The sequence below is a fragment of the Serratia proteamaculans genome (assembly GCF_013337185.1).
Lineage (GTDB): Bacteria > Pseudomonadota > Gammaproteobacteria > Enterobacterales > Enterobacteriaceae > Serratia > Serratia proteamaculans_D.
The window spans coordinates 819,891-832,118 of record NZ_SWDE01000001.1 but is presented as its reverse complement, the minus strand read 5'-3'; the positions used below and the strand labels follow the sequence as shown (position 1 = coordinate 832,118).

At 53.1% G+C, this 12,228-nt stretch carries 11 protein-coding genes and 3 tRNA genes; 4 read left to right on the top strand and 10 right to left on the bottom strand.

Features of this window, described 5'->3' with window-relative positions; all coding sequences use genetic code 11:
• Positions 1-237 precede the first annotated feature (237 nt).
• The gene (locus tag FCL49_RS03860) at positions 238-1,251 is read left to right on the top strand and encodes a L,D-transpeptidase family protein (protein WP_174352498.1); all 1,014 of its coding nucleotides are present in this window, start codon (positions 238-240) and stop codon (positions 1,249-1,251) included.
• Between the two features lie 144 nt (positions 1,252-1,395).
• Here the strand turns inward: FCL49_RS03860 and FCL49_RS03855 are convergent, their stop codons facing one another.
• The 7 genes from FCL49_RS03855 to FCL49_RS03825 form a co-directional block, all read right to left on the bottom strand.
• Positions 1,396-1,632: a major outer membrane lipoprotein gene (locus FCL49_RS03855; protein ID WP_005165631.1), complete on the bottom strand. Its 237-nt coding sequence runs from the start codon at positions 1,630-1,632 to the stop codon at positions 1,396-1,398.
• Between the two features lie 308 nt (positions 1,633-1,940).
• A complete protein-coding gene (pykF, locus tag FCL49_RS03850; RefSeq protein WP_135316344.1) occupies positions 1,941-3,353 on the bottom strand; it encodes a pyruvate kinase PykF in 1,413 nt (470 codons plus the stop codon).
• 402 nt (positions 3,354-3,755) lie between these two features.
• Entirely contained in the window at positions 3,756-4,061 is a 306-nt protein-coding gene (locus FCL49_RS03845; protein WP_174352497.1) for a cupin, read from the bottom strand.
• A 141-nt stretch (positions 4,062-4,202) separates the two neighbouring features.
• Positions 4,203-4,279: transfer RNA gene (locus tag FCL49_RS03840), tRNA-Val, on the bottom strand.
• A 21-nt stretch (positions 4,280-4,300) separates the two neighbouring features.
• A tRNA-Val gene (locus FCL49_RS03835) sits at positions 4,301-4,377 on the bottom strand.
• Between the two features lie 21 nt (positions 4,378-4,398).
• Positions 4,399-4,475 (bottom strand) — tRNA-Val (locus FCL49_RS03830).
• A 188-nt stretch (positions 4,476-4,663) separates the two neighbouring features.
• A complete protein-coding gene (locus FCL49_RS03825; protein WP_174352496.1) occupies positions 4,664-6,040 on the bottom strand; it encodes an MATE family efflux transporter in 1,377 nt (458 codons plus the stop codon).
• A gap of 242 nt (positions 6,041-6,282) precedes the next feature.
• Between FCL49_RS03825 and FCL49_RS03820 the strand changes: the two genes are divergently transcribed.
• Positions 6,283-6,933 (top strand): riboflavin synthase subunit alpha, encoded by a 651-nt coding sequence (locus FCL49_RS03820; protein WP_174352495.1) that lies wholly within the window; start codon positions 6,283-6,285, stop codon positions 6,931-6,933.
• A 29-nt stretch (positions 6,934-6,962) separates the two neighbouring features.
• Positions 6,963-7,259: an I78 family peptidase inhibitor gene (locus FCL49_RS03815; RefSeq protein ID WP_174352494.1), complete on the top strand. Its 297-nt coding sequence runs from the start codon at positions 6,963-6,965 to the stop codon at positions 7,257-7,259.
• A gap of 80 nt (positions 7,260-7,339) precedes the next feature.
• Here FCL49_RS03815 and cfa read toward each other — a convergent pair whose 3' ends face one another.
• A complete protein-coding gene (cfa, locus tag FCL49_RS03810) occupies positions 7,340-8,491 on the bottom strand; it encodes a cyclopropane fatty acyl phospholipid synthase (protein ID WP_174352493.1) in 1,152 nt (383 codons plus the stop codon).
• A 340-nt stretch (positions 8,492-8,831) separates the two neighbouring features.
• A complete protein-coding gene (punC, locus tag FCL49_RS03805; protein WP_174352492.1) occupies positions 8,832-10,040 on the bottom strand; it encodes a purine nucleoside transporter PunC in 1,209 nt (402 codons plus the stop codon).
• Between the two features lie 123 nt (positions 10,041-10,163).
• Between punC and punR the strand changes: the two genes are divergently transcribed.
• Positions 10,164-11,108, top strand: a complete 945-nt coding sequence (gene punR, locus FCL49_RS03800; protein WP_174352491.1) for a DNA-binding transcriptional activator PunR — start codon at positions 10,164-10,166, stop codon at positions 11,106-11,108.
• Here the strand turns inward: punR and purR are convergent.
• Positions 11,105-12,130 carry an HTH-type transcriptional repressor PurR gene (purR, locus tag FCL49_RS03795; protein WP_135316351.1) on the bottom strand — a complete coding sequence of 342 codons (1,026 nt, stop codon included), beginning with the start codon at positions 12,128-12,130 and terminating at the stop codon, positions 11,105-11,107. The genes punR and purR overlap by 4 nt on opposite strands.
• Positions 12,131-12,228: the final 98 nt, after the last annotated feature.

Here is a 12,228-nt window from a genome sequence, read left to right as displayed (position 1 = left end):
CAAACCCTCAACACCCCATTCGTTCGCCCCGCAAATCAGTGACATATCAGCAGCTTACCCCTTGACGTTACATTGACAAATCCATAAAGCGATTACGTTATAACATGTTGATTTTTAGAGGACTTATTGCCTTTAACTGCAGCATTGCTAGTATTAATCAGGTCTTGTCTGATTTACCCGCCGCCAAGTGCCCGTTAGCCTTGTGGCCGAACCGTAATAAGCATAATAGGGATGATAATGAAACGTGCGTTGAGTTTAATGGGCATGCTATTTGCCACCGTACTGACTGGCACCCAGGCCGCCAGTGCGAGCGAATACCCGCTGCCGCCGCCGGACAGCCGTCTGATTGGCGAGAACACCACCTATACCGTACCCAATGATGGCCGCCCGCTGGAGGCGATTGCCGCTGACTATAAAATTGGTTTGCTGGGCATGCTGGAAGCCAATCCGGGCACCGATCCCTTCCTGCCCAAACCAGGTTCGGTATTAACTATCCCGACCCAGATGCTGTTGCCGGATACCAAGCGTGAAGGGATTGTGGTCAACCTGGCCGAACTGCGCCTGTACTACTACCCGAAAGGCGAGAACAAAGTGATTGTTTATCCTATCGGTATCGGCCAGACGGGGATGCACACGCCACTGCAGGTGACCTCTGTCAGCCAAAAAATCCCGAACCCAACCTGGACGCCGACGGCCAATATCCGTAAACGCTACCTGGAAAAAGGGGTGAAACTGCCTGGCGTCGTACCGGCCGGGCCTGAAAACCCAATGGGCCTGTTTGCCATGCGTCTGGCCATGGGACACGGTGAATACCTGATCCACGGCACCAACGCCAACTTTGGTATCGGCATGCGCGTCAGCTCCGGCTGTATTCGCCTGCGCCCAACGGATATCGAAGCGTTGTTTAATATGGTTCCGCGTGGCACCCGCGTGCAGGTAATCAACGACCCGGTGAAAATTTCCGTTGAGCCGGACGGTAAGCGCTACGTAGAAGTGCATCAGCCACTGTCGAGAGTTGAAAGCGACGATCCACAGACCATGCCGATCGCGTTGTCGAAAACCGAGAAAGCTTTTGTGGGGGATGCCCAGACCGATAAGGCCGTGTTCGACAGCGCGGTTGTACGCCGTTCTGGCATGCCGGTACTGGTTAACCTGGGGCAGAGCCCATCTGAGGTCAGTTTAACGCCTGTAGCCTCTCAGGAAGCGAATAAAGGCCTATTCAAGAGCGCACCTATCAGTTCGGTGAATTAAAACGCGGTCTTAATGGGTAATTCCGAGGGGTTCAGCGTGCTGAGCCCTTTTTTTTCGCCTGACGGCAGGGGGGAACAAGAGGGGAAATTTGCAGACAAAAAAAACGGCGCACATTGTGCGCCGTTTTCAATAACCGAAGCTATCTTACTTTTTGTAAGCGTGTGCTTGGTTGTCCAGACGCTGGTTAGCACGTGCTGCGTCGTCTTTAGCTGCTTGAACGTCAGAACGGATTGCGTTCACGTCGTTGCTCAGCTGGTCAACTTTAGCGTTCAGAGTCTGAACGTCAGAAGACAGTTGATCGATTTTAGCATTGCTTGAACAGCCAGCCAGCATAGTGGAAGCCAGGATTACCGCGCCCAGTACCAGTTTAGTACGATTCATTATAACACCCTCTAGATTGAGTTAATCTCCATGTAGCGTTACAAGTATTACACAAACTTTTTTCGAAAGAGAATAATTTTTTTGGATTGGAGTGCTTTATTTTGATCGTTCGCTCAAACTTGCATCTTCTTTTGAAAAATAGTTAAAAAATGTAGGGAAAACAGCTGGATTCCATGGGACAACTCCGATTTATAATTAGCTAAATAATGAGCAATCCACGGTTGCGTTTTTGAGAAAACGGTTTACCAGTGCTAAAAAAAACGCCGCTAAGCGGCGTTTTTGTCAAAATAATTATGTCACGTTTTATATTAAAGCACGTGAACCGAGGCAGTATTGGTAGTGCCGCTTGGTACCAGAGCACCAGAAACCATCACCACAACGTCGCCTTTTTGTGCCAAACCGCTGGCCAGTGCCGCTTCTTTACCGATGCGATAGAAGTCGTCGGTAGAGGCGATTTCCTTAACCATCTGTGGGATCACGCCCTTGGTCAGAATAAGCTGATGAGCGGTAGTTTCGTTGGTGGTCAGCGCCAGGATCACGGCGTTAGGGAAGTATTTACGCACGGACTTGGCTGATTTACCGCCGCTGGTGGCAACCACGATCAGTGGAGCATCCAGTTTCTCTGCGGTTTCAACCGCACCACGGCATACGGCTTCGGTGATGCGCAGCTTGCGGTTGTCATGCAGGCTGTCGATACGGCTTGGCATCACGCGATCGGTGCGCTCACAGATGGTCGCCATGATGGTAACGGCTTCCAGTGGGTACTTGCCCTTGGCGCTCTCACCAGACAGCATCACGGCGTCGGTACCGTCCAGAATGGCGTTAGCAACGTCGCCGGCTTCTGCGCGGGTAGGGCGCGGGTTCTTGATCATGGAATCGAGCATTTGGGTGGCGGTGATCACCACTTTACGTGCACGGTTACATTTTTCGATCATCATCTTCTGAGCGAAGATCACTTCTTCTACCGGGATTTCAACGCCCAGATCGCCACGAGCAACCATGATGCCGTCAGACGCTTCGAGAATTTCGTCGAAGTTGTTCAGGCCTTCCTGGTTTTCGATTTTGGAGATGATTTGGATCTGCGCGCCGCCGTGCGCTTTCAGGTGCTCACGAATTTCCAGCACGTCAGAACGCTTGCGAATGAAGGAAGCGGCAACGAAGTCCACGCCTTGTTCGCAGCCGAAAATCAGGTCGCGTTTGTCTTTTTCGGCCAGTGCAGGCAGCTGGATGGAAACGCCCGGCAGGTTAACGCCTTTGTTTTCGCCCAGGTCGCCGCTGTTCAGTACCTTACAGACAACTTCGTTTTCGGTCACGTTGGTGACTTCCATGCCGATCAGGCCGTCATCCACCAACACGGTGTTGCCGATTTTCAGGTCAGCGCTAAAGCCTGCGTAGGTTACCGCAACGCGTTCGTTGTTGCCGATAACGCTCTGATCGGTGGTGAAAGTGAAGGTCTGGCCGGCAACCAGCGCCGCGTCTTTACCGCCTTCCAGTTTCATGGTGCGAATTTCCGGGCCTTTGGTATCCAACAGGATGCCGGCGTTCTGACCGGTTTTCGCCATCACGGCGCGCATGTTCTTGATGCGGTTGCCGTGCTCTTCATAATCGCCGTGGGAGAAGTTAAGGCGCATTACGTTCATGCCCGCATTCAGCAGGTTGGTCAGCATTTCTTCCGATTCGGTTTTTGGACCGATGGTACAAACAATTTTGGTCTTTTTCATGACGGATTTTTCTACAAGTTGTGATGGATAATAAAACGAATAAAACCAGCGGTCAGGCCACTGATAAGGGATTTGAGTCGTTCCTGGTGGTGCAAAACACAGTTAAGGATAGGTGACCAGAGTCGAAATGGGGCGGAAAAATTCAGCCAGCGCCGGGATGCGGGGATGCTGCGCAACGTGATGAGATGAAAATGTGTTGTTATTGCGTTTTCGCAGATCAAGGGCTGAAACCATTCAACTGAAAGACGTTGCGCATTATAAAGGCTAAGCGGCGGGAAACAAAATAAAAAACCGATGCAAAACCTCGGTTCCGTCAAATCAGCAGTAAATAGGGCGCAAATGCAAACCCTTAGCTGGGGTTTGTTGCGCAAATAACCGCTTTATAAGTGCAGGTATTAACGATCAGCGTGTAGTGATGATTTCCCACAGGGTACCTGCCGTCAGACAGAAACAGCCGCTGGCGGTGTTGGCAGGGATCATGATGCTTTCACCGGCGACCACCACCTGAATGTCATTGCCCAGGGTAAATTCAAACTCACCGGAAACCACCTGCGTTTGCAGAGCGAAATCACGCTTTTGCAACTGACCAAAGGTACCAGCGTCGAATTTCACTTCGGTGGCACGGGCGCCGTTGCTCATGATGCCTTGTCGACGGATGAGTCCGTTGTCGAGTTTCTCGAACGGGGTCTGGGCAGTAAATGTCAGCATGGATTCGGTCCTGATAAGGTATTCGCCTTGATGATACCTGATGCCGCTTGCGGTGACAGGAGCAAAGCTACGGGATCGTACTGGCGAGTTAACGGTAGAGGAAGCGCGAGTCGATAGGGTGAAACTGAGGAAACAATGATTTGGTGCGTCCGAGTGGACTCGAACCACCGACCCCCACCATGTCAAGGTGGTGCTCTAACCAACTGAGCTACGGACGCACTGCACTGCTTTTAGATATTTGGTGCGTCCGAGTGGACTCGAACCACCGACCCCCACCATGTCAAGGTGGTGCTCTAACCAACTGAGCTACGGACGCACTGTACTGCTTTTAGGAATTTGGTGCGTCCGAGTGGACTCGAACCACCGACCCCCACCATGTCAAGGTGGTGCTCTAACCAACTGAGCTACGGACGCATCTTTTCCTGTCTGTCATGGCTGACAGCGGGGACGAATATTAACGAGCAACCTGCGTGCTGGCAAGGAGAAAAACGTAATTTTATCCGGTATTTCACGCGATTGCTGCGCTTGTGTGCAGTGCGGTGATTTTTTCCGCAGTGATGGTGCCAAAGCCACCGGCAGGCGATGCCAACCGGTGGCCAGTCTTAACGGGTGGAGCGCTGCAGGATCAGTGCCGCCGGTTGTCTTTGCAGCCAGCGCATACGCATGGCCATCATGATGGCGGCGAAGGTCAGGCCAATGATAAAGCCAATCCAGAATCCGCTAGGCCCCATTGCCGGTACCAGGATATCGGTCAGCGCCAGCACATAACCGCTCGGCAGCCCCAGGATCCAATAGGCTACAAAGGTGATGAAGAAGATTGAACGGGTATCTTTATAACCACGCAGAATGCCGCTGCCGATCACCTGAATAGAGTCGGAAATCTGGTAAATAGCCGCCAGCAGCATCAGGTGCGAGGCCATGGCAACCACCGCCGGGCTGTCGTTATACAGCAGGGCAATTTGTTCACGGAAGGTGGCGGTAAACAGCGCGGTGCAGCAGGCCATGGCGATACCGACGGCAATAGCCGCATAGGCGGCAATTCGCGCACCTTCAACCGAGCCTTCACCCAACCGATAGCCGACGCGGATAGTTGCGCTGACCCCCAGTGACAATGGCAATACAAACATCAGTGCGCTGAAGTTAAGTGCAATCTGGTGCCCGGCCACGGAAACAATGCCCAGTGGCGACACCAACAGGGCGACGATAGCGAACAGCGTGACCTCAAAGAACAGCGCCAGCGCTACCGGCAGGCCAATGCCGAATAAGCGTTTCATCGCCGGCCAGTCTGGCCGCATGCTGCTGCCTTCGTGTGGCAGAATATCGCGTTGTGAAGGGGCGCGTTTTACGTACCAACGCATCGCCAGGAACATAAACCAGTAAACGCTGGCGGTTGCCACGCCGCAACCGACGCCACCCAGCTCCGGCATGCCGAATTTGCCGTAGATGAAAATATAGTTAATCGGGATATTCACCAGCAGGCCGAGAAAGCCAATCACCATGCCCGGTTTGGTTTTCGACAGGCCTTCGCATTGGCCACGCAGCACCTGGAAGAACAGATAGCCCGGCGCGCCCCACATGATGGCATGCAGATAGCCCACCGCTTTATCCGCCAACCGCGGGTCGATGTTGTGCATCATGTCGATGACAAACTTGCTGTTATACAGCACGATAATTACCAGCAGTGAGACGGCGGCGGCCAGCCAAAAGCCCTGACGCACCTGATGAGCGATGCGATCGCGTCGGCCAGCGCCATTGAGCTGTGCAATCACCGGCGTTAGCGCCAGCAGCAGGCCGTGGCCGAACAGGATAGCCGGTAGCCAGATTGAGGTACCCACGGCAACCGCCGCCATATCTGTGGCGCTGTAGGCACCGGCCATAATGGTATCAACCACGCCCATTGCGGTTTGTGATATTTGCGCGATGATCACCGGGATAGCGAGGGCCAATAAGCTACGCGCTTCAATTAAGTACTTCTGCACGCATACACCTTTTCTATTTATTTATGATGGAGGGAAAGGTCGTCGTGAAAGGACAACAATTAAAAATAGCGGAATTTTGTCAAAAAGATTGTACCCGCTCGGCGTGGTTAAGCAAATGCTGTGATGAAATAGTTATTAAATGCGCAGCTGCAGATTTTTTGTCGCCTCGGGTTTGGTTTTCATCGTCAACTGGGGCAAACTGCCCCAAGCGCTTTAAACATTTTTAGAAAGAAGAGGCCCACATGTTCACCGGTATCGTACAAGGCACCGCGCCGCTGGTCGCCATTGATGAAAAATCCAACTTCCGCACTCACGTCATCGAGATGCCTACTGAACTGCTGCCCGGGCTGGAGCTTGGCGCGTCGGTGTCTCATAACGGTTGCTGCCTGACCGTCACTGCGGTAGAGGGCAACCGCGTCAGTTTTGATTTGATCAAAGAGACGCTGCGCCTGACCAACCTTGGTGAATTGACGTTGGGTGACGTGGTCAACATCGAAAGAGCGGCCAAATTTAATGATGAAATTGGCGGTCACCTGATGTCCGGCCATATTATCTGCACGGCAGAGGTTGCCAAGATTTATACCTCTGAGAATAATCGTCAGATATGGCTGCGCATGCCGGACGCGGAACTGATGAAATACGTTCTGCACAAAGGCTTCATTGGCATCGATGGTATTAGTCTGACTATCGGTGAGGTCGTCAATAATCGTTTTTGCGTACATTTGATCCCGGAAACTCTGGAGCGCACCACGCTGGGCAAAAAACGCCTGGGTGATAAGGTGAATATTGAAATCGATCCACAAACGCAGGCGGTGGTTGACACTGTCGAGCGGGTGTTGGCGAGCCGTGAAGCGGCAATGGCGGCGGCGAGTGCGCTGGCGCAGAAGATCTGACGAACGACAAACCAGAGAGGAGCTATCGCGTGAAGTTTTATGGGAAAACGTTGATGTTAACGGCGCTGTTGGCGCTGAGTGCTTGTAGCAGCTCGCCTGAACAGGGTACCGCCAACACGGCGGCGGATGCAGAGAACGATACCTGCGGCGCAGCGCAATATCAGAACTATGTCGGCAAACCGATGTCAGCGCTGGAAGGCGTGCAGATTGAGTCGCAAGTGCGCGCTATACCGTATAACTCTGCGGTCACGATGGACTTTAACCTGCGTCGGCTGAACTTCCTCGGCGATAGTGATGATAAGATCATCCGGGTGTATTGCGGCTGATATACCCACGCTGGTCAATACATAAAAAGAACCCCGGTCAGTGCAAGCTAGCCGGGGTTCTTTTATTGGAAGCGTCGAGATTAACGCGTTACGCGAATACCGCCGTCAACCCCTTTAGGGCTGAATACCACTTGCCACAGTTGAATATCACGTGCGCGGAAGGCTCCGGCGCAGGCGTTCAGATAATAGCTGAACATGCGTTCGAAACGATCTGAATAACGCTGGGCAAGCAGTGGCCACGCCTGTTTGAAGCGTTCGTACCAGGCCATCAGGGTGCGATCATAATCGGCGCCAATATTATGCCAATCTTCCATCACGAAATGCCCCTCACTGGCCTGGGCAATATGTGAGATCGACGGCAGACAGCCATTCGGGAAGATATATTTGTTGATCCACGGGTCAACATTCATATCTGTCCGATTCGAGCCAATGGTGTGCAGCAGGAACAGACCGTCCGGTTTTAAATTACGTTCCACCACTTTAAAATAGGTGTGGTAATTTTTCGGACCGACGTGCTCGAACATGCCGACAGAAACAATACGGTCAAACAGCTGGTGTAAATCGCGGTAGTCCTGTAACCGAATATCGACGTCCAGCCCGGCGCAATGTTCCTGAGCCAGTTTTTGTTGTTCGGCGGAAATGGTCACACCCACCACCGAAACACCATAGTTTTTCGCCGCATAGGCGGAAAGTCCGCCCCAGCCACAGCCAATATCCAGCAGGTTCATGCCCGGCTGCAGCTGCAGTTTTTCGCAAATCATCCGCAGCTTGGCTTCTTGCGCTTCTTCCAGCGTGGTGGCTTCTTTCCAGTAGGCGCAGGAATATTGCATATGCGGATCGAGCATCTGCGTAAACAGATCGTTCCCCAGATCGTAATGTTCTTTACCGACTATCCAGGCGCGTTTCTTCGATTGCAAATTGGTGAGGCGCGCGGCAGCAATACGCAGGGTATCTTTTAAATGGCGGGGGAGTTTCTTTTCCAGCCCGGCACGCACCACGTGTTGAAAGAATATATCCAGCCGTTCACATTCCCACCAGCCATCCATATAGCTTTCGCCCAGGCCAAGAGAACCGTCCTGCAGCACGCGTTTAAAAAAATTGGGATTTTTAACCTGAATATCGAAAGGGCGTGAGCCGTTTATTTCAATACCGGCCATGCTGAGCATTTCATTAGCGATGCGATACCATTGGTTGTCCTGGATGCTCACATCTTCTATACACGATGAACTCATAGCTTCTCCATCACCTTCTTCTGACTTATGACCCGCCAAAAAATAGCTTAGACAAATTCTGCGGGAGCATACGTTTACCTACGGCAAAAAGTTCCGTGGCGTCTGATATCCGACTATGAACAGAGGAAAACTTTAAGAAGGTTCCTGCGCAAGAAACGCTGGAAAGACAATCCTTAAAAAAGTGTGACGCCATACGCGTACACAACAGCAATTTGTGATAAAGAAATTATAAAGGTGTTATTTTAAAAGGTCGTTTTGAGTATAGGCTTGCCGAGGCGCTTACTCAACTGTAAATCGCACTCGGCAAAAATATTCTTTAAGTGATTATTAACACATACAATTATGACGCTGAGTTAGCATGTTCCTGCCGCGTCGCCTGCTGTTCATCCATCACTTTTCCCCGTTGCAGCATATAGCCCAATGCGGCTAATACTACCGTAGAAACCATCACCGTCACCGTTGCCAACAGCGGCTGGCTGATAAAGGCCGATACCAGCATGCTGGCGACAAAACACAGGCCCAACTGCAGGGTATTTTGCAGCGCGGCGGCTTTACCGGTGCCTTCCGGGAACGGGGTTAATGCATTTGCCACTACGATTGGGTAGGTGGCACCGTTGACCAGCGCCATCACGCAGAACGGGATCAGCAGCGTGGTAAGCGTGGGTTCGGTCTGCGTGGCAACCAGGTATAACGCCACCATGCTGATGCCATAAGCTACCAGCAGCCACGGCAGTAAGGTGTTGCCATTAATGCGATTTAACGCAGTGCGGCAGCCATAACCTCCTAACAGGAAGGCCAGGGTCTGCGGCACATAGCTCAGGCCGATATCATTTGGGCTGTACCCCATATCGCCAAGAATAAAAGGTGAGCCGGTCAGCCAGGCGAAGAAGCCGGCGGAGCAGGCAGCAAAGATGATAACGCTACCGCTGAATACCGGAGATTTCAGCAATTGCAGGAAAGTCAGGCTGCTTTTCTTTTCGCTGGAAGGCTGCGTTTTGGCGTTTTCTTTCAACAACAGAGTCGGCAGCAAGAGAATGACGGTAATGCCCAGCAGCACGGCGAAAATGGCACGCCAGCCCATGTGGTTCAGCAACCAGGCGCCGACCAGGGGTGCCAGCGCCGGTGAGAGGGCGACCAGCGGCATAATGGTGGCGAATACGCGGTTTGCCTTGCCTTCGCGGTAGCGGTCGATCACCAGTGCCTGCCAGGTGACGGCGGCGGAACAGACGCCAATTGCCTGGATAAACCGCAGTGACCACAGTTGAACGGCATTTTGTACCCACAGCATGCCCAGACATCCCAGAGCAAACAGGGCCAGACCAATCAGCAATACCGGCTTACGGCCGAGATGGTCGGAAAGCGGCCCCCACAGCAGTTGAGCAAAGGCAAAGCCGGCCAGGAAGATACTGAGGCTGGCACTGATCGCCCCAGCGGAAATTTGCAGGTCTTGCTGCATCACACCAAAGGCGGGCAGATACATGTCGGTGGCCAGATAACCCAGCATACTCAGGCCGGCAAGGTAGAACATAAAACCAAAGGAATTTCGCATGGTATTTCTCGTTAATATTTTAATGTCGCAGGTTTTTAGCGCCGGCAAGTGTATCCGGCTGGATCTCTGCTTGTGAAACGGTAATATTTGCGAGGTGCTGTTAAAAAAATTGAAGGCAAGCTCATGTGGTCTGAATATTCTCTCGATGTGGTAGACGCGGTCGCCCGCACCGGCAGCTTTAGCGCAGCGGCGCAGGAGCTGCACCGTGTGCCCTCGGCGGTCAGTTATACCGTGCGGCAATTGGAACAATGGTTGGCAGTTCCGCTGTTTGAACGGCGTCATCGTGACGTGGAACTGACCCCGGCCGGCGTGGTGTTTGTGCAGGAAGCACGCAGTGTCATCAAAAAAATGCTCGACACCCGCCGCCAGTGTCAGCAGGTGGCTAACGGCTGGCGTGGCCAACTGAAAATTGCGGTAGACATCATTGTTAAACCCCAGCGTTGCCGCCAACTGGTGCTGGATTTCTATCGCCATTTCCCCGACGTAGAACTCTTGGTTCAACCTGAGGTGTTTAACGGCGTCTGGGATGCGCTGGTGGATGGACGTGCTGATATGGCGATTGGGGCGACGCGTGCGGTGCCGGTCGGCGGCGGGTTTGCCTTTCGCGATATGGGCGACATGCGCTGGCTGTGCGTGGTCAGTCCGCAGCATCCGCTGGCGGCGTTGGATGGACTGTTGAATGATGATCAACTGCGGCCTTTCCCGTCGCTGTGTCTGGAAGATACCTCGCGTAACCTGCCCAAGCGGGTCACCTGGACACTGGATAACCAACGGCGGCTGGTGGTGCCGGACTGGGCCTCGGCGCTGGACTGTCTGTGTGCCGGTCTGTGCGTTGGCATGATGCCTGCGCATCAGGCATTGCCATTGGTGCAGCGTGGGGAACTGGTAGCGTTGCAGTTGCAGCAGCCGTTTCCGGCCAGCCCCTGTTGCCTGACCTGGCAGCAGAATACGCCATCACCGGCGATGGCCTGGCTATTGGACTACCTGGGGGACAGTGAAACGCTGAATCAGGAATGGTTAAGCGAAGTGACGCCGGAAACCACAGAGGCTTCCGGCGTTGGCAATTAGCGGCGGTAATCGATGAATGGGCCGTCAGCGACCGAACGGCGCTCAATCAGCTTTGGATGCACTTCAATCACCTGCGACTCTTCGCGCTTGCTGATAATACGGTCCAGCAACATGGTGAACGCCATCTCTCCCAAACGCTCTTTGGGCTGATGAATGGTGGTCAGCGCCGGGGTGAAATAGCGGGCGTTACGCACGTTATCGTAGCCAATCACCGAAATGTCTTGCGGCACCCGCAGACCAAGCTCGTCGGCGGCGCAGATCGCGCCCATCGCCATGATGTCGCCGCCGCAGAATACCGCGGTCGGCCGATGTTTTTGCGACAAGATCTGGTGCATGGCCTTGTAACCGGATTCCGGCTCAAAGTCTCCCTGAACAATCCACTCGTCGCGTACTTCGATATTGGCTTCTTCCATGGCTTTTAAAAAGCCCTGATGGCGACCGCCACCGGTATTGCGCGACAGTTGGCCTGGAATGGCACCGATATCGCGGTGACCGCGTTCAATCAGATAACGTCCGGCCAGATAGCCGCCTTCGAAGGCGTTATCAATGATGCTATCGGTAAAATCACCGCGGGCTGCGCCCCAGTCCATCACCACCATTGGGATGTTGCGGTAGTCTTCCAGCATACCCAGCAATTGGTCTGGGTATTCCGAACACATCACCAGCAGGCCATCGACACGCTTTTGCGCCAGCATTGCCAAATAGGCCCGCTGTTTGTCCAGATTGTTGTGCGAGTTGCACAAAATCAGCGTATAGCCTTTGCTGTAGCAGCTGTTTTCTACCGCCTCGATCACTTCGGCAAAGTAGGGGGCTTCGCTGGAGGTGGCCAGCAGGCCAATCGATTTGGTGTGATTGACCTTCAGGCTGCGCGCTACGGCGCTGGGTGAGTAATGCAGCTCTTTAATCGCAGCGCCAACGGCCGCTTTAGTTTCTTCGGCGACGAAACGAGTCTTATTGATGACGTGCGAAACGGTGGTGGTGGAAACGCCAGCGCGTTTGGCCACATCTTTAATCGTTGCCATGTAAAGAATGACTCCTGAACTCACATGTTGCAGCATGTAAGTGTGATGTTAATCGTTTGCCTGCGTAGATCCTTCTCCAAAGAAGCGAAAACTGAGTT